The sequence below is a fragment of the Mycobacterium sp. genome (genome assembly GCF_052143115.1).
GTDB lineage: Bacteria > Actinomycetota > Actinomycetes > Mycobacteriales > Mycobacteriaceae > Mycobacterium.
Map to the genome: position 1 here is coordinate 1 of NZ_JBKQTQ010000265.1, position 25,949 is coordinate 25,949.

General features: G+C 64.5%; 24 protein-coding genes and 3 pseudogenes. 17 read left to right on the forward strand and 10 right to left on the reverse strand.

The window, feature by feature from the left end:
• Both ACLQI9_RS26230 and ACLQI9_RS26235 read left to right on the forward strand, forming a co-directional pair.
• Nucleotides 1–209: pseudogene (locus tag ACLQI9_RS26230) on the forward strand (hypothetical protein); the annotation flags it as partial.
• Entirely contained in the window at nt 202–828 is a 627-nt protein-coding gene (locus ACLQI9_RS26235; protein ID WP_442384857.1) for a Dabb family protein, read from the forward strand. The pseudogene ACLQI9_RS26230 and the gene ACLQI9_RS26235, both read left to right, overlap by 8 nt.
• A gap of 47 nt (nt 829–875) precedes the next feature.
• Here ACLQI9_RS26235 and ACLQI9_RS26240 read toward each other — a convergent pair whose 3' ends face one another.
• On the reverse strand, nt 876–1,487 hold the full coding sequence (locus ACLQI9_RS26240) for a TetR/AcrR family transcriptional regulator (RefSeq protein ID WP_442384859.1): 612 nt from the start codon (nt 1,485–1,487) through the stop codon (nt 876–878).
• A 312-nt stretch (nt 1,488–1,799) separates the two neighbouring features.
• On the opposite strand from ACLQI9_RS26240, the gene ACLQI9_RS26245 reads away from it, so the two are divergent.
• Nucleotides 1,800–2,720 (forward strand): hypothetical protein, encoded by a 921-nt coding sequence (locus tag ACLQI9_RS26245; protein WP_442384861.1) that lies wholly within the window; start codon nt 1,800–1,802, stop codon nt 2,718–2,720.
• 165 nt (nt 2,721–2,885) lie between these two features.
• On the opposite strand, the pseudogene ACLQI9_RS26250 reads toward ACLQI9_RS26245, so the two are convergent.
• Nucleotides 2,886–3,122, reverse strand: a pseudogene (locus ACLQI9_RS26250) (oxidoreductase); the annotation flags it as partial.
• Between ACLQI9_RS26250 and ACLQI9_RS26255 the strand changes: the two are divergent.
• Nucleotides 3,117–3,455: pseudogene (locus ACLQI9_RS26255) on the forward strand (Dabb family protein); the annotation flags it as partial. The pseudogenes ACLQI9_RS26250 and ACLQI9_RS26255 overlap by 6 nt on opposite strands.
• Here ACLQI9_RS26255 and ACLQI9_RS26260 read toward each other — a convergent pair.
• The 3 genes from ACLQI9_RS26260 to ACLQI9_RS26270 all read right to left on the reverse strand — a co-directional run bounded on the left by ACLQI9_RS26260 (nt 3,422) and on the right by ACLQI9_RS26270 (nt 7,201).
• Nucleotides 3,422–4,279: an SDR family NAD(P)-dependent oxidoreductase gene (locus ACLQI9_RS26260; RefSeq protein ID WP_442384862.1), complete on the reverse strand. Its 858-nt coding sequence runs from the start codon at nt 4,277–4,279 to the stop codon at nt 3,422–3,424. The pseudogene ACLQI9_RS26255 and the gene ACLQI9_RS26260 sit on opposite strands and share 34 nt — an antisense overlap.
• Before the next feature lie 109 nt (nt 4,280–4,388).
• Nucleotides 4,389–5,276 carry an SDR family NAD(P)-dependent oxidoreductase gene (locus ACLQI9_RS26265; RefSeq protein ID WP_442384864.1) on the reverse strand — a complete coding sequence of 296 codons (888 nt, stop codon included), beginning with the start codon at nt 5,274–5,276 and terminating at the stop codon, nt 4,389–4,391.
• Nucleotides 5,273–7,201 (reverse strand): flavin-containing monooxygenase, encoded by a 1,929-nt coding sequence (locus ACLQI9_RS26270; protein WP_442384866.1) that lies wholly within the window; start codon nt 7,199–7,201, stop codon nt 5,273–5,275. The genes ACLQI9_RS26265 and ACLQI9_RS26270 overlap by 4 nt, the downstream gene beginning before the upstream one ends.
• Before the next feature lie 102 nt (nt 7,202–7,303).
• Here ACLQI9_RS26270 and ACLQI9_RS26275 point away from each other — a divergent pair, with 102 nt between their 5' ends.
• The 11 genes from ACLQI9_RS26275 to ACLQI9_RS26325 all read left to right on the forward strand — a co-directional run bounded on the left by ACLQI9_RS26275 (nt 7,304) and on the right by ACLQI9_RS26325 (nt 18,722).
• Complete coding sequence (locus tag ACLQI9_RS26275) at nt 7,304–8,902, forward strand: acyl-CoA synthetase (protein WP_442384868.1); 1,599 nt, start codon at nt 7,304–7,306, stop codon at nt 8,900–8,902.
• A gap of 9 nt (nt 8,903–8,911) precedes the next feature.
• Nucleotides 8,912–10,024: a zinc-binding dehydrogenase gene (locus ACLQI9_RS26280; protein ID WP_442384870.1), complete on the forward strand. Its 1,113-nt coding sequence runs from the start codon at nt 8,912–8,914 to the stop codon at nt 10,022–10,024.
• Between the two features lie 16 nt (nt 10,025–10,040).
• Nucleotides 10,041–11,465, forward strand: coding sequence for an aldehyde dehydrogenase family protein (locus ACLQI9_RS26285; protein ID WP_442392396.1), 1,425 nt, complete (start codon nt 10,041–10,043; stop codon nt 11,463–11,465).
• Nucleotides 11,462–12,238 (forward strand): enoyl-CoA hydratase-related protein, encoded by a 777-nt coding sequence (locus tag ACLQI9_RS26290; protein ID WP_442384874.1) that lies wholly within the window; start codon nt 11,462–11,464, stop codon nt 12,236–12,238. Before ACLQI9_RS26285 ends, ACLQI9_RS26290 begins: the two co-directional genes overlap by 4 nt.
• Nucleotides 12,238–13,380 (forward strand): acyl-CoA dehydrogenase family protein, encoded by a 1,143-nt coding sequence (locus tag ACLQI9_RS26295; protein WP_442384906.1) that lies wholly within the window; start codon nt 12,238–12,240, stop codon nt 13,378–13,380. The genes ACLQI9_RS26290 and ACLQI9_RS26295 overlap by 1 nt, the downstream gene beginning before the upstream one ends.
• On the forward strand, nt 13,380–14,405 hold the full coding sequence (locus ACLQI9_RS26300; RefSeq protein ID WP_442384876.1) for an acyl-CoA dehydrogenase family protein: 1,026 nt from the start codon (nt 13,380–13,382) through the stop codon (nt 14,403–14,405). Before ACLQI9_RS26295 ends, ACLQI9_RS26300 begins: the two co-directional genes overlap by 1 nt.
• 63 nt (nt 14,406–14,468) lie before the next feature.
• Nucleotides 14,469–14,948, forward strand: coding sequence for a nuclear transport factor 2 family protein (locus tag ACLQI9_RS26305; RefSeq protein WP_442384878.1), 480 nt, complete (start codon nt 14,469–14,471; stop codon nt 14,946–14,948).
• A complete protein-coding gene (locus tag ACLQI9_RS26310; RefSeq protein WP_442384880.1) occupies nt 14,945–15,808 on the forward strand; it encodes an SDR family NAD(P)-dependent oxidoreductase in 864 nt (287 codons plus the stop codon). Before ACLQI9_RS26305 ends, ACLQI9_RS26310 begins: the two co-directional genes overlap by 4 nt.
• Nucleotide 15,809: 1 nt before the next feature.
• On the forward strand, nt 15,810–16,793 hold the full coding sequence (locus ACLQI9_RS26315) for an alpha/beta hydrolase (protein WP_442384882.1): 984 nt from the start codon (nt 15,810–15,812) through the stop codon (nt 16,791–16,793).
• Between the two features lie 48 nt (nt 16,794–16,841).
• Entirely contained in the window at nt 16,842–17,918 is a 1,077-nt protein-coding gene (locus tag ACLQI9_RS26320; RefSeq protein WP_442384884.1) for a hypothetical protein, read from the forward strand.
• Between the two features lie 18 nt (nt 17,919–17,936).
• Complete coding sequence (locus tag ACLQI9_RS26325; RefSeq protein WP_442384886.1) at nt 17,937–18,722, forward strand: SDR family NAD(P)-dependent oxidoreductase; 786 nt, start codon at nt 17,937–17,939, stop codon at nt 18,720–18,722.
• 8 nt (nt 18,723–18,730) lie between these two features.
• Here the strand turns inward: ACLQI9_RS26325 and ACLQI9_RS26330 are convergent, their stop codons facing one another.
• Nucleotides 18,731–19,021, reverse strand: a complete 291-nt coding sequence (locus ACLQI9_RS26330) for a ferredoxin (RefSeq protein ID WP_442384888.1) — start codon at nt 19,019–19,021, stop codon at nt 18,731–18,733.
• Nucleotides 19,021–20,163 (reverse strand): Rieske 2Fe-2S domain-containing protein, encoded by a 1,143-nt coding sequence (locus ACLQI9_RS26335; RefSeq protein ID WP_442384890.1) that lies wholly within the window; start codon nt 20,161–20,163, stop codon nt 19,021–19,023. Before ACLQI9_RS26335 ends, ACLQI9_RS26330 begins: the two co-directional genes overlap by 1 nt.
• 101 nt (nt 20,164–20,264) lie before the next feature.
• Between ACLQI9_RS26335 and ACLQI9_RS26340 the strand changes: the two genes are divergently transcribed.
• Nucleotides 20,265–21,968, forward strand: coding sequence for a 3-ketosteroid-delta-1-dehydrogenase (locus ACLQI9_RS26340; RefSeq protein ID WP_442384892.1), 1,704 nt, complete (start codon nt 20,265–20,267; stop codon nt 21,966–21,968).
• Here ACLQI9_RS26340 and ACLQI9_RS26345 read toward each other — a convergent pair whose 3' ends face one another.
• Complete coding sequence (locus ACLQI9_RS26345) at nt 21,969–22,643, reverse strand: helix-turn-helix transcriptional regulator (protein WP_442384894.1); 675 nt, start codon at nt 22,641–22,643, stop codon at nt 21,969–21,971.
• A gap of 118 nt (nt 22,644–22,761) precedes the next feature.
• Between ACLQI9_RS26345 and ACLQI9_RS26350 the strand changes: the two genes are divergently transcribed.
• Nucleotides 22,762–23,346: a PaaI family thioesterase gene (locus tag ACLQI9_RS26350; protein WP_442384908.1), complete on the forward strand. Its 585-nt coding sequence runs from the start codon at nt 22,762–22,764 to the stop codon at nt 23,344–23,346.
• A 37-nt stretch (nt 23,347–23,383) separates the two neighbouring features.
• Here the strand turns inward: ACLQI9_RS26350 and ACLQI9_RS26355 are convergent, their stop codons facing one another.
• Both ACLQI9_RS26355 and ACLQI9_RS26360 read right to left on the reverse strand, forming a co-directional pair.
• Nucleotides 23,384–24,658, reverse strand: coding sequence for an amidohydrolase family protein (locus tag ACLQI9_RS26355; RefSeq protein ID WP_442384896.1), 1,275 nt, complete (start codon nt 24,656–24,658; stop codon nt 23,384–23,386).
• Between the two features lie 156 nt (nt 24,659–24,814).
• Complete coding sequence (locus tag ACLQI9_RS26360) at nt 24,815–25,648, reverse strand: SDR family oxidoreductase (RefSeq protein WP_442384898.1); 834 nt, start codon at nt 25,646–25,648, stop codon at nt 24,815–24,817.
• Nucleotides 25,649–25,949 lie beyond the last annotated feature (301 nt).

A 25,949-nucleotide genomic window follows, 5' to 3' on the forward strand; every position in this document is an offset into this window, starting at 1 on the left:
GTCCCCCGATCTGGTTCGAGGATCAATCCAATACGGTCACCATCACCTGGACGCTGCCCAGCGCCCAGGCATGGTGGGAGATGACGTGGAAGGGCCGGCCGGACCCGGCGCTGGGCGAATGGTGGTCGCGGATCGGCGGACTGATTGCCGAGCGGTCCCGGTCGGTCGCCGCAGCCGCCGACGACGTCGACGGACTCTGCGATGTATAGTGTCATTCGACTGCTCGACGTCGCCGACGAAGATCGGGACCGCGTGCTGGCTTCCGTGCGCTCGGCGGCTGAGGCGACCCACGCACACCACCGGCTCGTCGAGCCGACGCTGCCCAGGTCGCGCAACGGCGGCGACGTCCTGGTCCACTTGAGGTTCGATTCCAGGAATCAATGGCTGTCGGCTGCAGACGATTTCGCTGCCATTCTGGAGGCCTCCGCGATCACCCGGGTCAACGGAGCCACTTACCCAGGGGCCCCGACGCGCAACGGCAGCGGCGCGGGCACCGTCTATCGCGCCCTGTTATTGCGGGTGCTGCCCGAAACTGACCCGAGCACCGTCGCACGCTTCGAAGACGAGCTGTCCTCAATGGCGCGCTACATACCGGCCATCAGGGCGTGGCAGCTGAGCCATGTCGACAACGCGATCGGGACATCGCGGTGGACTCATGTGTTCGAGCAGGAGTTCAGCGACGTCGACGGACTGATGGGTCCTTACCTCATGCATCCGATCCACTGGGCGGTGGTGGACCGCTGGTTCGACCCCGAATGCCCCGACGTCATCATCCGGGATCGGGTGTGCCACAGCTTCTGTCACAGCGCGGAATCGGTGCTGAGCTGACCGCAGTGCCGCCGCTGGGGAGCGGTCACAACAAGTGCTTGTGGCCGTCAGGTCTCGGCCTGCAGGGGCGGCAGTGCCCGGACGACCATCTGCATGCCGGCACGTAGTGCCGATCGCAGGCTGTCGAAGTCGCCCTGTTCTACCCAGTGAACGTAGGCCTGGCGGCAAATCTGGATCACCAGCTGGGCTGGCAGCGTGTGGATGAACGGGTCGGTACCGAGGTCGAAGCGAGAGGCGAGGAAGTCGGAGATGGGTTCGGCCAGATCCTGCCCCCAGTCCAACCATCGGAGCCGGTACTGGGGATCGGTGATCATGAGCGCCATGAACTTCCGGTCGATCTCGATTTCGCCACGCTTGGCAACCTCAGTGGTGAAGGCCTCGACCAGGGTCTCCACGGTGTCACTCGTGCGTGTGGCGTGTTGGAGGACTTGGACGCTCAGACCACCGAACTGACGGAACAGTGGCATCACGACGTCTTCCTTGACCGGGAAGTGGCGGTGGAATGTGCGGGGCGCTATACCTGCCGCGTCGCAGATCCTCTCGACGGTCGCCGACGTCGATCCATCCGCGAGGAAGATGTCGCGCGCAGTCAGTGCGATGGTCATCCGGAGCTCTTCGGCACGCCGCTCGGTCAAAGTCGGCCGGCTCGGCGTACTCACGTGGGGCTCCTTCATCTGCCCGTGTGGGCATGGTCATCGTAACTGGTGCCGGTGCCCGGTTGCGCACGCACAATAGACACTGAATCCAGCCCGCGGGGTGATTCCCCTTGCGTGGGGACATCGATGCGCCTACCCTCATACCTGTCAGATTCTGACACCTATGCAGATTCTGCCTTCTTGCTGTGGCGTGGGAATTCAGCTTTCGTCACCGGTCGGCTCTAGGGATAGGCCGGCGGTGGCCACGCCCGGAAGCGGTGCCGCGCCATAGCAGGGAACTTCACACCATTGCTGCTGAAAGACGGAGGACCCCAAGTGGCAAGCGAACTGAACTACGACGACTACACACACGACTTCATGGGGAAGGTGGGCAACATCGAAGACTTCTCGCGGGATTTCCTACTGGGTTTGGCCCGCGTGTTCGAGGACACGTTGAACTTCATGCCCTATGCCCACGTCAAGATCTATTCGGAGAAGGTCGGCATCAGTGCCGCCATGGACGTTGCCGCCGAGATGTCACGAGCCGTGATGCGCCAGGTGATGCCCATGGGTCGCTACATCGCACCTCCGGGGTGGGACTGGAAGAATGCCCAGTACCAGGCCATCCCGTTCGACGTCCAGGCCGAGGATCTGACCAAGGAAGCCCTGATGCGGCTGATCAAGACCTACTGGGATCAGTATCTGAAGGGCCACAACTACTTCATCGACCAGTGGACGAAGATCATGCCGGAAGAAGAAGTCTGGCTCGGTCTGCCGGATATGTACCAGCTCATCATCGACTACGAATACCCGAAGCTCGCCAAGGTGCTCAAGATCGAGCCCGTACACGTCGTCGATTTCCTGAAACTGGCCTGTTTGAGCATCGATGGCACCCTCGGCTACGGCGGCGAGTACATCGTGTACAACCCGGACCACGTGGTGCTCAACATGCGCCGCTGCGAGGTGTTGCAGAAGTACACCGACGAGGGCCTGTATCCGCCGGCCCGCGCATGGATGAACTGCACGTTTGAGCAGCGGATCTCGGCACCGTTCTTCCCCGGATGCAAGCTCGACATCAACCTGCCACCCAAGGACTTCAAGTTTGCACAAGGCGAGCCCTTCTGCGTCTGGACCTACACCCGCGGAGCAGAAAATCACGCGGCCGCTGCTGCGGCACCCGACCCCCGGGCGAGTGCAATGAAGAAGATCCCCATCATGCCCGTGTCGTCGGGCGCAGGAGCACCGACCTCGGAGTAGATGCGCGAGCAGGCGGGCCTTCGTCGATGCAGCCGGTGTCTGACGCCAACAGCTGTGGTCGACAAGGCCCACCTTTCTCCCTTGAGGGCGCTGTGGAAGTACATGCCCTACGCCAAAAAGGGCCCATCTACGCTCTACACGACGCTGCGCCCCTTGATGTTTCGGTCAGGGCCCGGCGGGCTGAATGTTCGGATTCGCGGTCGCGGGCGGCTCCAGTGGCGGCAGTTCGGACTTACCGTCGAGGCTGTGCACCGGCAGCTGCTGAGACTACGGGTAGTGCAGGCTGAACGCCACCAGGTCGGTGCGTTCGGCGACCGGCAGATGGCACATCGCGAGCACGGTCTCCGCTAGATACTCGACCGGCTCGGTGAAGAACGTCTCGGGGATCAGCGACGACGCACCCTGTTGTTGCGGGTGCTGCCCGAAACTGACCCGAGCACCGTCGCACGCTTCGAAGACGAGCTGTCCTCGATGCCCCGCTGCGTACCGGCCATCCGGGCGTGGCAACTGAGCCGTGTCGACGATGCGATCGGGACATCGCGGTGGATTCACATGTTCGAGCAGGAGTTCAGCGATGTCGAAGGACTGATGGGCCCGTATCTGATGCACCCGATCCACTGGGCGGTGGTGGACCGCTGGTTCGAACCGGAATGCCCCGACGTGATCATCCGGGATCGCGTGTGCCATAGCTTCTGTCACTGCTACGAATCAATGCTGACCCAGGGCCAACCGTAGTCTTCTCTCAGACCTCCGCCATGACGGTGTCGACCCATAGCTGCCATTGCTGAAGCCAGCCGGGGGCGCGGAAAGATGTATGTCTTGCGGTTGGCCATGCCGTCGATGACGAGTTGGCCGATCTCGTCGGTGCAGATGCCCTGTTGTTCGATCGTGCTGTTGACCGGTTCACGCAGCTCTTCCAGCCCGGGGTCACCGGTGGCGCGCGCCACGTGGCCGATAGGGGCCGTTTGCTCATCGTGGCGGATGGACGTGGCGGTGTAGGACGGGCATAGTACGGCGACCCCGATGTGGGGGTATTCGATGGCGAATTCGGCTGCCAGCGACTCCGAGAGGGAGACGACGCCAGCTTTGGAGACGCTGTAGGGCTCGAGGTAGGGCCCGGTCAGGATGCCGGACATGGAAGCGGTGTTGACGATATAGGCCTCCTCCTGGCGAGCCAGGATCGGCAGAAATATGCGGCAGCCGTTTAGCACACCAAACAGGTTCACCCCCACAGTCCAGTCCCACGTCGCCAAGCTGGTCGTGTCGAATCGCCGAAACTCGCCGACGCCAGCGTTGTTACATAACACGTGGACGGCACCGAAGCGATCGACGCTGGCATCGGCGAGTCCCTGCACGGATCCGCGATCGGAGACGTCGGTCTCGACGGCCAGGACATTGCCCAGCGGCCTCAGACTCTCCTCGGCGCGGGCAAGGTCGTCGGTGGCCTTGTCAGCGATCACTACGTCCATGCCTTCTTTCAAGAAGCGGGTTGCCAGACCCAGCCCGATCCCATTGGCGGCACCGGTCACGACGGCAACGCGGTCTCGTAAGTCCTTCACCTGCAGTCCTCTCTGGAAGTAACCGTGGCAGCATTGTTCAAACGCTCGCGAGCCAACCCGAGCGCATCCCTATACTTGCTGTACTCCTCTGTGTTTCTTGATGTTTCGGTCACGGCCCGGCGGCCTGAATGTTCGGATTAGCGGTCGCGGGTGGTTCCAGTGGCGGCAGCTCGGACTTACCGTCGAGGCTGTGCACGGGCAGCTGCTGCGACCACGGATAGTGCAGGCTGAACGCCACCAGGCCGGTGCGTTCGGCGGCAGGCAGATGGCACATCGCCAGCACCGTCTCGGCCAGGTATTCCACCGGCTCGGTCGGGAAGGAGTCTGCAATCAGTTGTGCCGCACCGGGTGTGCGAACAGCCGTCGAAGGGCCGACGCAGTTCACCGCGATGTTGGCGTCGAGCAACTCGGCGGCCACCCCTTGCGTGAAACGATGCAGGGCGGCCTTGCACGAGGCATAGATGACGTCACCGGAGGTCTTGTTGTACTCACGGTAGGGCCGCACCGGGGCCACACCGGTGACCGAGCCGATGTTGACGATCCACCCGCCACCCTGTTCGCGCATGTGCGGCACCGCAGCCTTGGTCAGGACGAACGGCGTCCGCAGATAGTGCTCGACGGTCCGATCGAAGGTCTCCAGCGACATGTCCTCTATCAGCGCGTAGTCGGCGAAACCGGCGTTGTTGACCAGGATGTCGATGCGGCCGGTGCGGCCCAGCACCGCATCGACGAGGCCGTCGCGCGCCGCGGCGTCCTCGAGGTCGGCGGCCAGCCCGAACGCGGCTCCCCCAGTCTTCTCGATCAACGCGATGGTCTCCTCGATGGTGCCGGGCAGCGCGATGGAAGCTCCCGCACGGGTGGACGGCGACGGCTGGTAGGCGCGCGCCGTCACCGCGACAGTCGCCCCCTCGGCGGCCAGCCGCTGGGCAATCGCACGTCCGATCCCCCGGCTGCTGCCGGTCACCAAAGCTGTTTTGCCAGTTAGCAATTGGTTCATCGCAGCGTGAAATCCTCTTCGATCGGCGCCCGATGCTGATGCCAGACGTCGACCAGCCGATACGGCGTGGCCACGACCACTCGGCCCGAACCCGACCGGTAGTAGGTGTGCGCATTCGGCGTGTGACACCACACGGTGCGGCTCATCGCCTCGTCGATCGCAGCGACGTAGTCCTCGTAGGCCCGTCGGGTGACCTCCATGGTGGTGGCGCCGCGCAGCGCCATCAACTGCAGGCATTCGATGATGTAATGCGCGAGCACCTCCATCGAGAAGTTCGCGCCCGCACCGTGGCCGGGGCTGTAGTTCGGCGCCGACATGGTGAACAGGTTGGGGAAGCCGGGAACCGTTCCGCCGCGGTAGGCGCGGGGGCTGTCACCCCATTCGTCGGCCAGCGTCTTACCGTCGCGGCCACGGATGTCGATGGTGGACAGGAAGTCCAGGTAGTAGCCGGTGGCGTAGATGATGACGTCGAGGTCGATCTGCCGACCGTCTTGGGTGACAATGCCTTTCGCGTTGACCTCGGCCGGTTCGCTGGCCTCCACGTCGATGTGGTCGCGCGTCAACGCTGCGTAGTACCCGCCCGGATCGCGAATGATCCGCTTGCCATATGGTGCGAAGTCCGGGGTGACCTTCTTCGCCAGCTCCGTGTCCTTGCCGAAGGTCTGCTCGATGTATTCCAGGCACATCTGGAGCAGCACGTCGTTGGCTGGTGAGATGGACAGATGGTCCTTGTCCCACTCCGGGTCCTGCAGGATGATCGGGTAGTTGTTGTCTGCCGTGCCCCAATAGGACTTCAGCCGGTTCCACTTCGCGTAGTACGGCAGGTGCCGGCCCAGGTAACGCCGATGCGCGGGTACGTCGTCGGTCAGCCGTTTACGGGGTGCCACCCAATGCGGCTGACGCTGGAATACCGTCAGGTGCTCCACCTGGTCGATGCATGCGTCGACGATCTGCACGGCGGTGCAGCCGGCCCCGATGATCGCCACCTTCTTACCGGTGAGGTCCAACGACGAGTCCCACAAGGCTGAGTGAATGCTGTTGCCCGCGAACGTGTCCCGGCCCTTGACATCCGGCCAGCGCGGGCGGTTGAGGTAGCCGGCCGCGGTGACTACGACGCTGGCGTAACTGATGTCGCGTTGTCCGTCGGCATCGACCGAATGGATCTGCCACTGTTCGCGGTCGTCGTCCCACCACAGCCGCTCAACCTCGGTGCGGAACCGGCTGTGCTCGCGCAGCTTGTGCTTGTCGGCCAGCGCCACCAAATAGGCCTGATACTCCGCACCCTGCGGGTAGTAGCTGCTCCAGTCCGGGTTCACCTCACGCGATAGCGAGTAGTACGCCGACGGCGTGTCGACACCGATGCCCGGATATGTGGTGGTGTACCAAGTACCGCCTACCTCCGCGTTGCGGTCGAAGATCTCGTAGGACACACCATCCTCGGCGGCCGCCAGCGCGACGCTGATCCCGGCGATCCCTGCACCGATGATGGCGATGTTCATCGTGTCGGGGATCGGCACGGTGCGTGGCAACGTCGGCTGCGTCCGCTGGAAGCCACCCTGCTCGAGCAGCAGGTCCACTTGCTCGTCGTCCACCGCTGAGCCCAGTGCCGGGGGCAGCAATCTGGCGAAGAAGTCACGGTCCTCGGCGGGCATCGCGTCGGGGCGCCGGGGCGCGTCCAGCGCGTCGATGATGGCGTTTACCAGCGCCTCGGCAGTGTCGGGGTCGGTGACGCCGGCCCGCTCGGGCGGGTCGGGGATGTGCGAAATCTTGGGCGCGTAGGTGTTGACCACCGACGGGTCGCCGGTGAGCTGAGCTAGCACCGCCACGAGGACGCCCGGATCAGCCTGACGCAGGTTGTCCCGCAGTTCGTCGGGGTCAGGAGGGGCGGGGCCGGTGGGCGACGTCGATTCGGTGGCGGCGGTCATGACATCGAGTATCGAAGCGGACAGCCAAGTCGGGCAGCGGTCTGTCTACTCAGCGGGACGCGGGCAGTCCCGAGGCGGCACCCGGGTCCTACCCTTCGGCACATGCAACGGGCGCACTCCGACGACTGCCGAGGCACCGCGATCGCGGAGGCGCGCCGCCATACGCTCGGCGATATTCCGCGCCGATCGGCCCGCAGGCATCCGGATAAGACAGCGATCATCGACGGCGATGTCGTGCTGACGTTCGCCGAGTTCGAGAACCTGGTGGACCGAGCCGCCGCGGCGTTGCACAACGCGGGCTTCGGGCCCGGAGATCGCATCGCGCTGCTGTCGCACAATTGCTGGCAGTACGCCGTGCTGGCGTTCGCGACCGCGCGCGCCGCGGTGGTTCTGGTGCCGATCAACTTCATGCTCACCGCCCAGGAGATCTCCTACATCCTCGGCCACAGTCGGGTCAGCGGATTCATCGTCGAAGCCGAATTGACGCAGACGGCCGAAGAAGCAATGGGGCTGGACGGGGTGGTGACGACCAAGGTCGCGCTGATGCCCCCCGGGGGTACCGCTCCGGCCGGCTGGGAAGATTTCGCACAGTGGTTGGCGAGCACCGCTGCCGCCCCGAACCCGCGTATCGACGATGACCAGCTATTGCGCCTGATGTACACCAGCGGTACGGAGTCGCGCCCCAAGGCGGTGATGCACTCCAGCCGCAGCCTGATGTGGCAGTACGTCAGCACCATCGTGACCGGCTCAATGAACGGTGACGACATCGAGATCCATTCGCTGCCGCTCTACCACTGCGCGCAGCTGGACAACTTCCTGGCCACCGATATTTATCTCGGCGCGACCAGCATCATCCTTCCGCGTCCGGACCCTGAACTGGTCCTGCGCACCATCGAGCGGCATGGTGTGACGAATTACTTTGCGCCGCCAACGGTCTGGATCAGCCTGCTCCGTTGCCCGGTCTTCGACGATGTCGACCTGTCGAGCCTGCGTAAGGGCTACTACGGCGCCTCGGCGATGCCGATCGAAATCCTCAGCGAAATCCGGGCCCGGCTGCCCAACCTGAGATTGTGGAACTTCTATGGCCAGACCGAAATGGCACCTCTGGCGTCAGCGCTTGGACCCGACGAGCAGGACCTGCACGCCGGTGCAGCGGGACATCCAGTCATCAACGTAGAAACAACGATCCTCGACGAGAACGCCATCCCCGTAGCTACGGGTGTCGTGGGCGAAATCGCCCACCAAAGCCCCCATTTGATGCTGGGTTATCTCGACGACCCAGAAAAGACCGCGCAGGCTTTCAGAGGTGGCTGGTTCCATTCCGGCGACCTCGGCTACTACGACGAGCACGGCCTGCTGCACGTCGTGGACCGCAAGAAGGACATGATCAAAACCGGTGGCGAGAACGTCGCGAGCCGTGAGGTCGAGGAAGTCCTGTACCGGCATAGCGGTGTACACGAAGTCGCGGTGTTCGGCCTGGCGCACCCGATCTGGGTGGAAGCCGTGGTGGCGGCGGTAGTGCCCCGCGACGGCGTCACCCTGAGCGAAGACGACCTTCTCGCCCACTGCCGACAGCACCTAGCCGGGTTCAAGACACCCAAACAGGTGTTCTTCGTCGATTCACTGCCCAAAAACCCGAGCGGCAAACTGCTCAAACGTTCGCTGCGAGATCGTTTCAGCCCCGAATCCACCAGACACTGAAAGGATTTTATGTCCGTGTTTAAGGGACGTATCGCGCGGTTCGACGCGCCCGGTAAGCCGTTCGAGATCGAGACGGTCAGCCTGCCGGAAGTGGGTGCCGGCCAGATCCTGATCAAGGTGTCCCGCACCAACATCTGCGGTTCGGACCTGCATGCCTGGCACGGCACCTTTGCAACCCGCGGCCTCGGTGGTCAACTGCCGACCGTCCTGGGCCATGAAATGGTGGGCGCGGTCGAGGCGCTCGGCGACGGCGTAAGTGCGGACTCCAACGGCATGCCGCTGGAGATCGGCGCCCGCGTGGTGTTCCCCTACTTCTTCGTGTGCCACCAATGCCGAAACTGCCTGGCGGGCAGGCGCAATGCATGTCTGAACTTGAAAATGGCGATGCTCGGCCGCGCCGACGAACCGCCGTACTTCGTGGGTGGTTATGGCGACTACTTCCTGCTGCCCGCCGGTGCTGTGGTGTACACCGTGCCGGACGCCGTCCCCGACGAAGTGGCCTCCGGCGCGAACTGCGCGCTGTCGCAGGTCATGTACGGCCTTGAGCGCGTCGACCAGCAGCTCGGTGAGGTCGTCGTGGTGCAGGGCGCCGGCGCACTGGGCTTGTATGCGGTCGCGGTGGCAAAGGCGCGCGGCGCCGGCCTTGTCATCGCGATCGACGGGGTGCCCGACCGGCTGGAGCTGGCAGGCGCTTTTGGCGCTGACGAGGTGATTGACATCAGTGAAGCGGCCACGTCGAAGGATCGGGCGAAGATCGTGCAAAAGCTGACGGGCGGTCAGGGCGCCGACGTGGTTGTCGAGGTGGTCGGCCACCCTTCGGCCATCGATGAGGGCCTGAAGTTGCTCGGACAGTTCGGTCGTTACGTCGAGATCGGAAACATCAACATCGGAAAGACCTTCGAATTCGACCCGTCCCGCTTCGTGTTCGCCAACAAGATGATGGTCGGCGTCTCGCTGTACGACCCCGCCGTGCTGTCGCGGGCTTTGTCTTTTCTCGAGCAGCACCAGTACACGCTGCCACTCAGCCGGATGACGGCAGCGTGCTACCCGCTCGACAACATCAACGAGGCCTTCGCCGCCGCCGAGGGCAAGCGTGACGTTCGCGCCAGCATCGTGCCTTAACTACAGAAAGCAGACGATGACCATGCATGACTACACCCGCACAACGCTTTTCATTGACGGACAGTGGGTGACATCTGCCGGCAGCGACGTCATCGACGTCATCGATCCCTCGACGGAAAAGGCAATCGGTTGCGTACCGGGCGGCACCGTCGCCGATGTCGACGGGGCCGTGGCTGCGGCTCGACGCGCTTTCGACCCTCTCGTCAGTGTCGCCGAGCGCCGCGAACGTGTTACCGCGGTGATCGAAGCCATGGAGAAGCGGCTACCGGACATCGCCGAGACCATCACGGCCGAGATGGGCGCGCCCGTGCGCATCGCGGCGGGCGTGCAAACGCAGGTTCCGCTGGCGGTGGCCCGCGGCTTTGCCGACCTGCTCAACACCTTCGAATTCGAAGAACGCGTGGGCAATTCGCTCGTGATCCGGGAACCCTACGGCGTCGTCGGCGCGATCACACCCTGGAACTACCCGCTGTATCAGGTGGTCGCGAAGGTGATACCGGCGATCGCGGCGGGCTGCACGGTAATCCTGAAGCCGAGTAACGAGGCGCCGCTGTCGGCGTTCGAGTTTATCGAGGCCATCGAGGAAGCCGGTCTGCCCGCCGGCGTGCTGAACCTGGTGTCCGGCAGCGGCCGGGTGGTCGGCGAGCGCATCGCCTCGCATCCCGACGTGGATTTCGTGTCGTTCACCGGCTCGACCGGTGTTGGACAACGGGTCGCAGAGCTCGCTGCGCAGTCGGTGAAGAAGGTGGCGCTGGAACTAGGCGGCAAGTCCGCCAACGTCATCCTCGAAGGCGGCCACCTTTCCGCCGCGGTGAAGGTCGGTGTGGGAAACGCGTTCCTCAACGGCGGCCAGACCTGCATGGCATGGACGCGGATGCTGGTGCCGCAGTCCCACTACAGCGAAGCCCTCGACCTGGTCGAAGCCGCGGTCTCGAAGTACACCATGGGGGACCCGTGGGATCCGGCCACCCGCATCGGGCCGTCGGCGTCGGCATCGCAGTTCGAGACCGTGCGCGGTTTTATCGAGCGCGCCCAGCGGGATGGTGCGCGGCTGATCGCCGGCGGCGCAGAGAAGATCCGCGATGTCGGCTACTACATGGCACCAACGGTTTTCGCCGACGTCGACCCAGATTCGGAACTGGGCCAGGAGGAGGTGTTCGGTCCCGTGCTCGCCGTCATACCGTTCACCGACGAGGCCGACACACTGCGGATCGCCAATGGCACCCGCTACGGCCTGTCCGGCGCGGTGTGGGCGAAGGACATCGACCATGCCATCGCGTTCGCGCGCGGCGTGCAGACCGGTCAGCTCGACATCAACGGCGGCATGTACAATCCGATCGCGCCGTTCGGCGGCTACAAGAAATCCGGCATCGGCCGCGAACTGGGGCGTGCCGGTTTCGAGGAATTCTTGCAAACCAAGTCCCTACAGTTGCCAGCATGAACAACCCGTTGGAGATAACCGGCACCGACGCCACCCAGGTCTGGACGATCAACCTGTCCCACCTGGGCAACGCGATCACCGGCAAAGACTTCATCGCCGCGTTCGAGGCCGCCGTGGACAACGCCAACGCCGACACCGCGATCCGCGCCGTGATTCTCACCGGGGAAGGCAAGATCTTCTCGGCCGGCGGCAACGTCAAGGAGATGGCGGACCGGGACGGGATGTTCGCTCTGGGCGCGCTCGACCAGCGGTACGCCTACGTCGACGGAATCCAGCGCATACCGCGGGCACTCGCCCGGCTCGAAGTGCCGTTGATCGGTGCGATCAACGGGCCGGCCATCGGCGCCGGCTGCGACCTGGCGATGATGTGCGACATCCGCGTCGCGTCGGAGGGCGCGTCGTTCGCCGAGAGCTTCGTACAGCTCGGCCTCATCCCCGGTGACGGCGGCACCTGGTTTCTGCCCCGGGCCGTCGGCTACGAACGCGCCGCCGAGATGACGTTGACCGGTGACCGCGTCGACGCAGCGACCGCGCTGGACTGGGGCATGGTCAGCCGCGTGGTGCCACACGATGAATTACTCACCGCCGCACAGGCTCTCGCTGAACGCATCGTCAAAAACCCTGCGCACTCGTTGCGCATGGCCAAGCGCCTCCTCGAGGAGTCACGTACCGGTTCGCTCGAGTCGACGCTGGGGATGGCCGCGGCCATGCAACCGCTGGCGCATCGCGATCCCGAGCACGTGCGGCTCATCGCAAAGTGGAAGACCCGTTAATGGCGGCGCTGCCCAGGCTGGTTCCGCCCGCGACCATCGACCCCTCGTCGACCGATGCACTCCGCGCCGCGGTCCGTCAGTTCCTTGCCGAACAGCTCGCCGCCGGCGCGTTCACCCCATCCGTTGATGCCTGGCTGACAGGTTGGGACGAGAACTTCACCGTCGCGCTGGCGACGCGTGGGTGGGTGGGTATGACGGTTCCTGTCGAGTACGGCGGGCATGGCCGCTCGTTCCTGGAGCGGTTCGTCGTCACCGAGGAATTGCTGGCGGCCGGCGCGCCCGTCGCGGCGCACTGGGTCGCCGACCGCCAGATCGTGCCGTCACTACTCAAGTACGGCACGGCAGCGCAGAAGTCGGAGTTCCTGCCGCGGATTGTGCGGGGCGAGTGCTTTTTCGCCATCGGCATGAGCGAACCGGACTCCGGCTCCGACCTGGCCAGTGTGCGCACCCGGGCCGTGCGTGTCGACGGTGGCTGGTCGCTGACCGGCACCAAAGTCTGGACGTCGGGCGCGCACCGCGCACACGCATTCATCGTGCTCGCCCGCACCGCACCGGTGGATCCAGAGCATCGACATGCCGGCTTGAGTCAGTTCATCGTCGATCTGCACGGGCCCAACGTCGAGATCCGCCCGATCATCTCGATGAACGGTGCACACCACTTCAACGAAGTGATCCTCGATGCGGCCTTCGTGCCCGACGGCATGGTGTTCGGGGAAATCGGCGACGGCTGGCGGCAGGTGACGTCGGAGTTGAGCTTCGAGCGCAGCGGCCCTGAACGCTTCCTGTCCACCTTCGTGCTGCTCCCAGAGGCCGCCGAAACCATGGCAGCGCAACGCATTTCCCGGGACATCGAACTGGGTCGCCTGGTCGCGCGCATCACCGGCTTGCACCAGATGTCGACCGCGGTAGCAGGTGCGCTGGAGCGGCGCGACCCAGCCGACGTAGCCGCTGCAGTGGTCAAGGTGCTCGGTACCACCACCGAGGGTGACATCGCCGACTTCGCCGACCTGCGCGGCGGTGTCGATTCCGCATTGTCGCAACTGGTGACCGCCGCGGTGGACCAGCGCCCGGGCTTCACGCTCCGCGGCGGCACCAACGAGGTGCTGCGAGGTGTGATCGCGCGCGGATTGAGGATGCGATGATGGCTCCCGCGATCGGTGTCGATCCGGCGTTGGTGGAGATGATGGACGCGGTTTTCACAGAGTACCGCGAGATGCGTTCGCCCGGGGGCACTCTCGAACGTGATGTTGACCTATGGCGGCGCCTCGACGATATCGGGCTGGTGCGGCTGACCGGCGCGGAACATTCCGGCGGCAGCGGGGCCGGCTGGTACGAGGCTGCCGAGCTGCTGGCGGCGGCTGTCCGCCATGGGGTGCGAATCCCGTTGGCTGAGCACGATTTGTTGGCGTGTTGGCTGCTGGACGCCAATGGACTGGCTGCCGACGGTGCGGTGCGCACCGCGTGTCTGCTGGACGACCACGGGGTGGCGAAGGGCGTACCCTGGGGGGCGGGCGCCGACCGGATTGTGGTCGTGTGGCAAGCCGGTGGCGAGTACCGCACGGCAGACGTCGACATCGCCGCGCTCGAGATCACGCCCGGCGCCAACATGCTTGGCGAGCCGCGTGACACGGTGTTCACCGACCCCGCCACGCTCCCAGGCGTGCCGGTTGGGGCGTCTCTGGTCACTCAGCTGCGGCTCAAGTCGGCGCTCGCGCGGTCGATCCAGGTGTGTGCCGCAATCGACCGGATTCTGCAGCTGTCGATCGAGCATGCGACGTCGCGGATCCAGTTCGGTCGCCCGCTTTCCCGGTTCCAGGCGGTGCAGAACCTGATTGCGGACATCGCCGGCGAGGCCGCGCTCGCCCGCGCCGCGACCGAGGCCGCGCTCACTGCGGCAGTCAGCAGCGAGTGGTCGGCGTCGAACCTCGACTTCCTTGTCGCGGTGGCGCGTTCGTGTGCGGGCCATGCCGCCTCGGTCGTGGTACGAAACGCCCACCAGGTCCATGGCGCTATCGGCACCACGCGGGAGCACCGGCTACACGAGTTCACCCGGGCCGCGCTCGCCTGGCGTTCGGAGTTCGGTTCGGTTCAACACTGGGACGACCGGGTCACCAGCGCGGCGCTCCGCGCGGGCGGTGCAGGGCTGTGGAGCCTGATCACCGGCTAATAGTGTTCCACTGACCGGTCATCAGCCCTGTCACCCGGGCCACACCGGGGTTGACTCGCTGTCATGCGCAACGACATCACGCTGCCGGAATTGCAAGAGTTCGTCGCCGGCTTCTGGTACCACTACGACGAGGCGCACTACGACGAGCTGGCGGCGCGCTATGCCGAGAACGTGCGCTACACGAGCCGAAGCGATTCGGGCGCAAGCCCTTTCGAGGAACTGATGTCGCCCGAGCTGCACGGCCGTGACGCCGTCATGGAGTGGCTGTCGGAGCATCGCAAACAGAGCCCGTACCCGCTCCGCCACCACGCCACCAATGTGCACCGCACCGGTACCGACGGTGCTATTACCCGCGCGCGTTTCTACATCTTCGTCAACCAGATCGCCAATTTCGTGCCGTTCGCGGTGTCCAGCGGCGTAGCCGAGGTCGGTGTGCGCCGCGGGGCCAACGGGTTGGAGTTCACCGAGATGGACGTCATACTCGACACGACCAACTCGGTGCTGTTATCTGAGCTGCACGCCGACACCTCCACCGGTTCGTGAGCGCCGGCGAAAACTTCTCTGGCGGCGTGGCCGTCATCACCGGGGCCGGCGCCGGCATTGGTGCGGGACTGGCGCGGTATGCCAGTCGATTGGGCATGACCGTGGTTCTCGCCGACGTGGACGCCGCCGCCGTCGCAGCATTGCGTGACGAGCTGTGCGCAGCCGGGGCTTCGGCGGTAGACGTCGTGTGCGACGTGCGCGACCCCGAGGCCCTGCAGCAGCTCGCCAACAAGACCTACCTTGATGTCGGCCCAGTGCGGCTGTTGGTGAACAACGCCGGGGTCGAACAGTTCGGCTATCTGTGGGACACACCGGTGGCCAACTGGCAGCGCGTCATCGACATCAACATCAGCGGCGTCTTCTACGGCGTGCGGGCGTTTCTTCCGATGATGATGGCGACCGGCGAACAGGCGTGGGTGTGGAATCTGTCTTCGGTCGGCGGGGTGGTGGCGGCTCCCTTACAGGCGCCCTACATCATGAGCAAGCACGCAGTGCTCGCGTTGACCGAGTGTCTGCATCTCGAAGTTCAAGCAGCCGGACACGACAACCATATTCACGTGCAGGCCGTTCTCCCTGGCGCGGTGGCCTCCAACATCTTCGAAGCCGCCGGCGCAGTGACCGACGGCGACGTTGCGGCGGCCGAATCGCAGCGCTCGGCGATGCTTGACATCAAAGCCGACGCCATGGATCCGCTGGCAGCTGCCGAGACGGTCTTTGAACAGGCCGCCGAGGGTCGGTTCTACCTGCTCACCCAGCCGGAGTTCGTCGGGTCGGCAATGGCCGAACGCGCGAATGTGCTTAGTGCACAACGGCCTCCGGTGCTACTGACACAGCGCCGATTCAACCCCGCAAAACAGTGACATGGCGACTCCGAGACTAGATCCCGACGCCGCCGCGCGAGTCGCCTCGTTCGGTGACATCCCGCCGATGCGCCAACGGGGCTTGGCTGCGGTGCGCGTGGCGGTCGAGTCTGCACCGCTACCCGACGAGATGCCCGAGATGGCCAGCATGACCGACGCCGCCGTTCCAGGGCCAGCGGGACCAATTCCGATCCGGATCTACTGTCCCACCAGTGATTCCAGCGGTCCGGTGCTCGTGTACCTGCACGGCGGCGGATTGGTCATGGGCTCCAACCACTCGTTTGAACCGCTGGCACGCGCATTGGCATCGGCCTCCGAGGCTACCGTGGTGGCCGTCGACTACCGGTTGGCCCCCGAGTCGCCCCCGCCCGCCCAGTTTGATGACGCCTACGCCGCGTTTGAGTGGGTGTCGCGAAACGCCGACGACCTGGGGGTCGACGCCGGCCGACTGGCGGTGGTCGGCGACAGTGCGGGCGGTTCGCTGGCGGCCGCGGTTGCGCTGGCGGCGCGTGACCGTGACGGACCGCCGATTTGTGCGCAGGTGCTGCTGTACCCCGGACTGGACCGCGACATGACGGCTCCGTCGATCACCGCACTAGCCGATGCACCGATGCTCACCCGTGACGACATCGATTACATGCACTCCCTTGCCGACGGCGACGCGGGCCTGCCCCGCGACGCGTATCTCGTTCCGGCCTATGCCGCCGACCTGTCCGGCCTACCGCCGGCGATCGTGGTGAGCGCGGGCTGCGACCCGATCCAAGACTGGGGTGATCGGTACGCGGCGCGGCTGCGCGACGCCGGCGTGCAGACCACCGACACCCGCTACCCGGGGATGTACCACGGCTTTCTCATGCGGTCTGACGCAACAGCGCGCGGTCGGCTGGCCATCACCGAGATCGGGGCGTTGCTCCGGGCGAAGTTCGCCCATCCGCTCCGGTTTGATGTCCCGATCACCGGACATCACGCAACCGCTGCGCAGTAACGCTGCACACAATCACAGCAACCCAGAACTGGCAGAAGGAGACAGCTGATGCTCACCGAGGAGCGGCGGATGGAGCTTTCCGAAGTATTGCGGCCGGCCGCACCGCCTCGCGAGATCGACAGCGTCTACACCGATGACCAACGCGAGCGTCTGCTTGACGTCGTGCACACCGAGGGCCCGTGGAAGCTCATCATCGCCCAACACTTCGCGTCGGCGGACGAACTGATCGCGACCATGAGCGGCGTCTTCCCCGACGGCTTTACCCCGTCGCTGGACCTGTTCCTCACCCCGACCTTCCGCGGCTACCTCGCCAACTACGGCGCGGTGCTCTACCCGCAACTGCATGACTGCTTTTACAATGCGGGATTTCTAGAGATGGCCAAAAGCTACTGGAATGCCGAATACGCCAAGCCGCAGCTGATGTTGTTCAACATCAACGGACCGTGCGCCAATCGCGATCCGGGACACCTGGATTCGCCGAGCTTCCGCGGCGTACGGCACGAGAACGCGCCCACGTGGCTCACCAGCGTGATGGGCAAGTCTGGCCTCTTCCAGGACTACCTGATCAAGATGGCGCAGGTGATCACCTGGTTCTCGCTGGATAGCGGCAGCGGATTCACCTATTGGCCCGACGGGCCGTTGCATGCGCCCAAGCGCGTCCTGCCGCCGATCAACAACCACGGCGTCGTGGTGCAGAACGAAATGATGGTGCACCGCGGTGAGGCGAACGGGCCACTCGATCAACAGATTCCGGCTGGCTTGGCATTCGACACGGTGTTCACCGGCGATCCCGACGACCGTGACCGCTGGCTGCTGAAGAACGACGACGAGGTCATTGCGCGCCACCACACCGACGAGCTGCGGTTCCTGGTGCACTGGTCGGCCGAGGTGTTCTCAGACTACGACGAACTGAAGAAAAACATGGAAGGCTCCGATGACCTGACCATCGAGCAAGCGATCGACACCATGGTCAAGGACGTCAAGGCGCAGGGCATCAAACTTGCGATGCCCGAAGACCCGCTCCACGACCCTCAGTTCATTCAAACGTTGAACGCGGCCTATGACCTCGGCGGTCCGTCGAGCTATCCGGAAGAGGCACCGATCAGCGCCTTCCAGCTTGCGTGACGTAACGAAAGGCGTCGTATGCTAAGTCGATTCGACGATCACAGAATCATCATCACGGGAGCGGGTTCGGGCATCGGTCAGGCCACGGTGGCTCGGCTGCTCGATGAGGCCGGTACGGTGGTTGGCTACGACGTTTCGTCTGACGGGCTGGCCAAAACTGTCGCGGCGGCAGAAGCCGCCGGCACCGCAAAACGGCTGACCACCGCGGTACTCGACGTGTCGGCCGAAGACGCAGTGATCACCGCCGTCGGCCGGGCGATCGATGATCTCGGCGGCCTCGACGTGCTCGTCAACGCCGCCGCCATTCAGCGCTGTGCCAACACCCACGAACACAGCCTCGACGATTGGAACCAGACGCTGGCGGTGAATCTGACCGGCACTTTTTTGATGACTCGCGCGGCGCTGCCGGCATTGTCCGAATCAGGACGAGGTGTCGTGGTGAACTTCACCTCGACCGCAGCATCTTTCGCCCATCCGTACATGGCCGCCTACGCCGCCAGCAAGGGCGGAATCCTGTCGTTCACCCATTCGCTGGCGCTCGAATACGCCAGCCAGGGTCTACGCGCGATCAATATCCAGCCTGGCGGGGTTTCTACGGCCTTGGCGCTCAGCACTCTCGACAAGATGCCGGAAGGCTACGATATAGGCTTGTGGGCCACGCAAACTCCGCTGCTGCACGGCTCTGACGGAGGGGTTCTGGGCGATCCCAGCGCGGTCGCCTCGGTGATCGCCATGGTGGCCTCCAACGACGGCGCCTTCATGACCGGCACCGAAATTCGGGTGGACGGCGGCGCACACGCCTGACCCACGAGCTAGGTTGCCACGTGGACCGTGTCATCGGCCACCGGCAAGTCACCGTGACGGACCGCGTCGACAATCGAGGCGGCCAGCGCAGAACAGCCCAAAAACACACGTCGCCCCGAGTATGCGGCTAAATTCTGGGCGCCACGGCGCTCGAGGCAGCCGGTGGACGCTTCGGCATTCCATTGCACACTGGTCTGGTTCCAGCTGCCCTTTCGCACCAGCACGCAGCCGCCGCAACGACGGCAGGCCACCGACACCATCGGACAGTCGCACAGCCGGTTGTCGATCCGGATGGTCATCAGCTGGTTCCCGCCACTGCCCCGGTAGCGAGGTTAGCTTCGACCGCCTTCATCCACTCCTCGCGTGGGCTGGTGGTATCGAGTTCATGTTCGAAGCGATCCACCATGTCCGGCGTCACGTCACCGATATCGACATAGAACTGCTGATACCAGCGGCGCAGCTGATAAACAGGACCGTCCTCCTCGCACAGCAGCGGATTGTCGATGCGTGCCTTGGTCTTCCAAATCGCCACGTCCTGTTCGAAGCCCACCTTGACCCAGTCGCCCAGCGCAATTGCGGTCTGCATCGCGGCCGCCTCGGGTAGCTGTTCAGACTTCTTGACGATGATGCCGTACTGCAGCACAAACGAATTCGCATCGATTGGATAGTGACAGTTGATCAGCACCGTGTGTTGGTCTGCGTCCTCGAAGTGGTACGTCAGATCGTCGATCATGAATGACGGCCCGAAATACGAGGCGGCCGAAGTCGTGCCGAGCATCCGTGGCTGGCCCTCCGGGTCGGGTATGTCCGGGCGCGCGCCGCTGTTCATATATTGCGTCGCGATGTGGCCTTCGAAGATGTTCTTGAAGTGTGTAGGCATCGACCCGTGCACGTAGAAGAAATGTGCCATGTCCACGACGTTGTCGATGATTTCGCGGCAATTGCTGTTGACCACTGTCGTGTACCAGTGCCAATCGGTCCACTCGTCGCTGGTGGCGCCCTCGATCCGCGGGATCATCACCTCCGCCGACGGTGGGTTGCCTTCCGGGTCGTTCCAGACGAACAACATTCCGTCTTGTTCTAACGTGTTCCACTTCATGGTGCGGGCCAGTTTGGGCACCCGCTTGCTGTAGGGCACACCCTTGCACCGGCCGTCACCGCCCCAGCGCCAATCGTGGAAGGGGCAGGCGATCTCATTGCCCTTCACCTCGCCCTGGGTGAGATCGCCGCCCATGTGGCGGCAGTAGCCGTCGAGTGCGTTGATCTTGCCGTCCCCGCTTCGGAAGACCACCAGCTTCTTGCCGAAAGCATGCACGGCGTGCGGCTTGCCGTCGCCAAAGTCTTTCGTCAGGCCCAAGCAGTGCCAGCCGCGAGCGAATCGGGTCGGGGCCGCTGCGGCTTCGATCTCCCGAATCTCGTCAATGTTCGACTGCAACGTCATGTCGTTTGTTGTACAACCGTTGGCCCGGTTATGGCAGCGACCGTCCCGCTGGCAGGGAGAAAGCAGCCACGGCGCCGCTTCCACGACCTAATGTCGTCTGCGTGACGACTGTTCAACCAGCCACGATCCCTGCCAGCATGCCAGTGCGCGACACTGTGGTCGACCTCCTCGTCGTGGGCTCCGGCACGGGTATGGCAGCAGCGTTGGCCGCCCACGAATGCGGATTGTCGGTGTTGATCGTGGAGAAGTCGTCCTATGTCGGCGGCTCGACCGCCCGCTCGGGCGGTGCCCTATGGTTGCCGGCCAGCCCGATTCTCGAGGAGAAGGGCGCCGGAGACACCATGCAGCGTGCTGAGACGTATCTGCAGTCCGTGGTGGCCGCGACGGCCCCGGCCGAACGGTCCGCCGGTTACCTGCGGAATGTGACTGGAACCGTTGAGCTGCTGCGGCGTACCACGCCGATACGGCTCAGCTGGGCCAAGGACTATTCGGACTACCACCCGGAGGAGCCGGGTGGAACCGCGGCCGGTCGCACGTGCGAGTGCCGGCCGCTGAACTCCGCGATCCTCGGTAAGCAGCGAACCCGGCTGCGACCCGGAGTCATGGAGGTGAAGATCCCCATGCCCACCACCACCGCTGACTACCGGTGGATGAACCTGATGGCCCGTATCCCGCGCAAGGGCATACCGACCATCGCCAAGCGCCTTTGCCAAGGAGTGGGCGGGCTGCTGCTCGGCCGCCGCTACATCGCCGGTGGGCAGGCGCTGGCTGCCGGACTATTCGCCGGTGTTCTACGTGCGGGGATCCCCATTTGGACCAACACCGAATTGCAGCGCTTGACCACCGATGGCGGGCGGGTCACCGGCGCAGTGATGAGCCACGACGGGCGCGAGGTCACCGTCGCTGCGCGTAGGGGCGTGGTGTTGGCCGCCGGTGGGTTCGACCACAGCATGGCCATGCGGTGGAAGTTTCAGTCGGAATCCCTCGGCGAGAACATGAGCCTGGGCGCGGAGACCAACACCGGTGACGCGATCCACACCGCTCAAGACATTGGCGCCGCAACCGATCTCATGGACCAAGCGTGGTGGTTTCCGGCTGTAGCGCCGCCTCGGGGCGGGGCGCCGTTGGTGTTGCTGGCGGAACGGTCCCTGCCGGGTTCGCTGATCGTCGATCAGCACGGCACCCGGTTCGCCAACGAAGCAATGGATTACATGTCGTTCGGGCAGTGCTTGCTGGAGCGGGAACACTCGGGGAATCCGATCGAATCCATGTGGATCGTGTTCGACCAGCAGTACCGCAACAGCTATGTCTTTGCCGGCGAACTGTTTCCGCGCATGCCGATTCCACCGGCGTGGTATGAAGCCGGCATTGCCCATCGGTCGGATGAGCTCGCTGAACTCGCCGACAAGATCGGTGTTCCCGAAGCAAAGTTCAGGGCTACCGTGACGCGATTCAATGAGATGTCACGAGCCGGAATTGATGTGGATTTCCACCGCGGCCGCAGCGCCTACGACCGCTACTACGGCGATCCCACCATCACCCCGAACCCCAATCTGCGCGCGCTCGATAGGAAGCCTTTTTATGCGGTGAAGATGGTACTCAGCGACCTCGGCACCTGCGGCGGTCTGCGAGCCGACGACCGCGCTCGGGTACTGCGCGAAGACGGCAGTGTCATCGAGGGTTTATACGCGATCGGGAATACCGCGGCCAACGCGTTCGGGACCACATATCCCGGTGCGGGCGCGACCATCGCCCAGGGGCTGGTGTACGGCTATATTGCGGCCCGTGACGCCGCAGGGCGCTGATCAGTCAGGTTCGTCGGCGTCGGCCTTCTTTTCGATTTCGTACCAGAATTCCGGTGTGGGCCAAGGGATCTTGGTAGGTCCACCTTTTCCCGGCTGAGGGAATGCGGCTTCCGCCTCGTCAAGCTCCTTGATCATCTTTAGGGCAAGCTCCCGCTCGTTGGCGTAATAGCGCTCCGCCCACTGCAACGCGACGCGGGCGTATGCCCAGGACGGATCGGCGCTGGCCCACCGCGCATCCTTCGCGGCCTTGCGGTGCATCTCATCGGCATACACAAAGTGTTCCTGCAGCAGCTCCTTCAGCCTCTCCGGTCTGGTGAGATGTCCGAGGGTCACCCGCAGCAGTGGGCCATGCTTGAGCGTTGGCGGGTCGACCGGCGCCTCGTTCGCCCACTGGGTCACCGCGTCCAGCCCCTCGTCGGTGATCTTGTACAACCTGCGATTGCGCGTGCCGCCGGTGTTCTCGACGCGCGAAGTCACCAAGCCCAGCTTCTCCAGCTTCTTGAGCTCGGAATAGATGTGGCTGTAGGCCGGGCTGTCGTAGAAGAACCGCATGCTCCAGTCGATCCACTTGCGGATGTCATAACCCGAAAGCTCGTGCTCGTATGACAGCATGCCGAGCAGCGCCCAGCTGGTCGCCGCCAGATTCGGCTTGCCTGACCGATTGCTGCCTTCCATTTGCCCAGGTTAACAACCCGGGCCGCCGGCCCTTCGCCAACTGACCACTGGCTGGGAGGCGCTATTGCCGGGCGAGCGCGCAACGACGGACGCTTTGGCCGTGACAACTAGCGGGCAGATGGCGAAGCTCGAGTCGGTATATCGGCCGTTGGCCGATTCGGTGCGCCGTCTTATCGATGCCACAATCAGATCGCAGGTCGATGCAGCGACTCTCACCGCAGCTAAGGAGAAGATCGATTCCGCGACTGAGGAATTAAGCACGGCACTGATGCCGGGTTCGTTCGGTGTGCGACAAACGGACGATGGTCAACCGATGGCATGGGGCAACGTTGTCATCGGTCTGCGCAATCCGGTCGCCCCTCCCCTGGCCATCAACCACGGGGCTGAAGGCTTGGTGTGGAGCGACTTCACCCTGGGCGCAGCTTACGAAGGCCCGCCCGGCCACGTGCATGGCGGGGTTTGCGCGATGGTGCTCGATCACGTCCTAGGCGCGACCGCGCACAAGCCGGGAAAGCCCGCCTATACCGGCACTCTCCGCATCCGCTTTCTCCGGGGCACGCCGCTTGGCCCGCTGCGCGCAGAAGCCCGCGTCGACCGCGTGGAGGGGGTCAAAACCTTCGCTAGCGGCCATCTCGCCGATGCACAAGGCATCACCGTCCAGGCTGAAGGCGTGTTCGTCCATCCGCGGGAGAACCAGCCATGACGGCTTGGGACGACGAAACCAAGATCGGCTCGAATAGCTAGGCGCGGGCCGGCGCCAGACGCTTGAGTGCGAGTCCGCCTTCGAACGGTCGGTAGCCGAACGCCGCCGGCGCCCGATAACCCGTGTCCTCGAGCGGCGTGTGCACCTCGGCGACCGTAGGCCCGATCTTGGCGGCGACGGGCGCCAGCGCATCAAGGTCAAACCGGTATAAGCGACCCGCATTGCCGCCCAGAATCTTTCGGCATGCGTCTTCCGACTTGTCGTGTAGGGCCCAGCGGATAGCAAGCTTGGAGTGCGGCGTGAAGCCTTCCTCGTGCGGATAGTCGCTGCCCCACATGATGTGCTCCGGGCCCATGAAATCGATCATCGCGGAGTCGAACGGAGCCAGTTCGCTGGCCAAATAGCAATTCCGTTTGACGTATTCGCTTGGTGTCAGGGTCAGCTCATCGACGGACGACCCGCCGAACATCCCGTAGGTGCGGTTGCCTGCCTCGGACTTCATGGTGGGCACCATCGCGTCGAGTACACCCAATTGCGCTGGCACCCAAAGGGTGCCCTGCTCGGTCGGGACGAACCGCAGCGTCGGGTACCGCTCGAACACCCCGGCAAGGATCAGGTGGCCGAGGGTGCGCTGCGCCCACAGCGCCATCTCGGTGACCAAGACCGCGTTGGACGCCGGCTGGTCCATCGGCATCTCGGGGCTACCGGCACCCGCATGCTGCACCACCGTCAGGTCCAGTTCCGCACAGAGCGCCCAGATCGGTTCGTATCGAGTGTGAAAGAGCGGCGCGACGTGCGGGTCACCCGGCGAGACCGGTGGTATCAGCACCCCGCCGAAGCAGTCCTGCTCGGCACCCCAACGAATCTCTTCGAGGGCCAACTCGACATCGTTGGGGAAGATTTGAATCAACCCGCGGCGACGGGCCGGGGCCAGCGAACAGAAGTCGATCTGCCAGCGGTTGTGGGCCTGCACGCCCGCCCAACGCTTCTCGAGGTCCTCCCGGGTGCGGGGCAGGCTGATGGTGATGTTGGGGGTGGTCGGAAAGAACGGCGGAACGGTGTTGGGCAGCAGCACTTCGGCGGCCACCCCGTCGGCGTCCATGTCGGCGATCCGGAGCTCGTGGTCCCAGTTCCTGTTGGCGGTCGCGATGATCAGGTCATCGAACGGGCTGACGTAGGTCTTGGCCCATGCGTCGAACTCATCGTGCAAGGCCGCGGGCAGATACGGCTTGTAGTCGAGGAGGTCAGCTCCGGCGTGAGTGTCCGTTGAGATGACGACGTAGCGATCGATCGTGTCCCAAGTTGTAAGCATCGCTTCCTCCGTCGTTGGTGCAAGTACAAAGACCAGCGTCCGTCTCGAACCGACAACTGGCAAGACCTGGTTTCACTGAGCGGGCCGACTCAGCGACGCGAATTTGGCGGCGCCACACGCGGCGGCCGCGACGCCGGTGGCGGCTCGTGCCTGTCGTCAGACCACTCCGCGTAAGCCGTCGGCGCCGAACACCGGTTCCAGCATCGCGGTGAAGTCCGGGCCGCGTCGCAGCAGGTGCCCGCCGTCGACGTTGATGATTTGGCCGGTGATCCAGCTGGCCGCGTCGCTCAGCAAAAACATCGCCGCGTTGGCGATGTCCTCCACTTCACCGACCCGCGGCAGCGGGGTGCAGATCCGGTAGTCCTCGCTCAGTTCCGGCGAGTCGGTGATCGGGGCGACCATGTCGGTGCGGATCAGGCCTGGACGGATGCTGTTGACCCGCACCCAGGATGGGCCCAGCTCGTCGGCGGCCAGCATCATCAGGTGATCGAGGCCGGATTTGGTGACCCCGTAGGCGCCGAACCACCGGTGGGTGTTGCTGGCAGCGATCGAGGAGATGCCGACGAACGACCCGCCTCCGCCGCGCACCAGTTCGCGGGCGGCGTGCTTGAGCACGTACATGGTGCCGTTGATGTTGAGGTCGACGGTCCGTCGCCAGGCCTCCGAGTCGATCTGCGTGATCGGCCCGATGGTCTGCGATCCGCCCGCGCAGTGCACCACGCCATACAACCGGCCGTGCCACGCGGTAGCGGCGTCGACGGCGCGCGCGACCTCGTCTTCGTTGGTCACATCGGCGGGCTCATATCTGCTCGCACCGCCGCTCGCCTTGCCCGAGTCGATCTCCCCGACGGTGGCCGCTAGCCGGTCGGCGTTCCGGCCGACGATCATGACCGAGGCCCCTGCGGCTACCAGCCCGGCCGCCACCCCCTTGCCGATTCCACTGCCGCCACCAGTGACCAAGTAGGTCCGGTCTTCAAATGACAGCTGCACGCGAGCCCCTTATGCCGGAATTGGAACAGGTTCTAGCCATCGAACCACGCGCCCGTCGCCGCTAATCAACCGGTCGGCAGTCACACCTGCCACAACAGTCTCCGGGAGGCACGGATCGCGTTGACTCATCAAATATGCCCGCGTAGCTCCTTCGTTGCCTCATGTGTGAATGCCCGCGTACGGCGTGTCGTTCGGGCCTGTGGGGTGGGGCTGGGCTACCGCCGGATGATGGGGTTGACGTTGGCGCAGCGCAGTGCCGTGACGAGGGCGATCGCGGTTCGCTATCGACGGGCGGGTAAGG

Coding starts and splice junctions, on each gene's coding strand:
- ACLQI9_RS26290 (WP_442384874.1), top strand. CDS start 11,462: ATGAACAACCCGTTGGAGATAACCGGCACCGACGCCACCCAGGTCTGG.
- ACLQI9_RS26335 (WP_442384890.1), bottom strand. CDS start 20,163: ATGACGTTGCAGTCGAACATTGACGAGATTCGGGAGATCGAAGCCGCA.
- ACLQI9_RS26265 (WP_442384864.1), bottom strand. CDS start 5,276: ATGAACCAATTGCTAACTGGCAAAACAGCTTTGGTGACCGGCAGCAGC.
- ACLQI9_RS26285 (WP_442392396.1), top strand. CDS start 10,041: ATGACCATGCATGACTACACCCGCACAACGCTTTTCATTGACGGACAG.
- ACLQI9_RS26350 (WP_442384908.1), top strand. CDS start 22,762: ATGGCGAAGCTCGAGTCGGTATATCGGCCGTTGGCCGATTCGGTGCGC.
- ACLQI9_RS26270 (WP_442384866.1), bottom strand. CDS start 7,201: ATGACCGCCGCCACCGAATCGACGTCGCCCACCGGCCCCGCCCCTCCT.
- ACLQI9_RS26305 (WP_442384878.1), top strand. CDS start 14,469: ATGCGCAACGACATCACGCTGCCGGAATTGCAAGAGTTCGTCGCCGGC.
- ACLQI9_RS26235 (WP_442384857.1), top strand. CDS start 202: ATGTATAGTGTCATTCGACTGCTCGACGTCGCCGACGAAGATCGGGAC.
- ACLQI9_RS26315 (WP_442384882.1), top strand. CDS start 15,810: ATGGCGACTCCGAGACTAGATCCCGACGCCGCCGCGCGAGTCGCCTCG.
- ACLQI9_RS26355 (WP_442384896.1), bottom strand. CDS start 24,658: ATGCTTACAACTTGGGACACGATCGATCGCTACGTCGTCATCTCAACG.
- ACLQI9_RS26320 (WP_442384884.1), top strand. CDS start 16,842: ATGCTCACCGAGGAGCGGCGGATGGAGCTTTCCGAAGTATTGCGGCCG.
- ACLQI9_RS26330 (WP_442384888.1), bottom strand. CDS start 19,021: ATGACCATCCGGATCGACAACCGGCTGTGCGACTGTCCGATGGTGTCG.
- ACLQI9_RS26280 (WP_442384870.1), top strand. CDS start 8,912: ATGTCCGTGTTTAAGGGACGTATCGCGCGGTTCGACGCGCCCGGTAAG.
- ACLQI9_RS26345 (WP_442384894.1), bottom strand. CDS start 22,643: ATGGAAGGCAGCAATCGGTCAGGCAAGCCGAATCTGGCGGCGACCAGC.
- ACLQI9_RS26300 (WP_442384876.1), top strand. CDS start 13,380: ATGGCTCCCGCGATCGGTGTCGATCCGGCGTTGGTGGAGATGATGGAC.
- ACLQI9_RS26275 (WP_442384868.1), top strand. CDS start 7,304: ATGCAACGGGCGCACTCCGACGACTGCCGAGGCACCGCGATCGCGGAG.
- ACLQI9_RS26325 (WP_442384886.1), top strand. CDS start 17,937: ATGCTAAGTCGATTCGACGATCACAGAATCATCATCACGGGAGCGGGT.
- ACLQI9_RS26295 (WP_442384906.1), top strand. CDS start 12,238: ATGGCGGCGCTGCCCAGGCTGGTTCCGCCCGCGACCATCGACCCCTCG.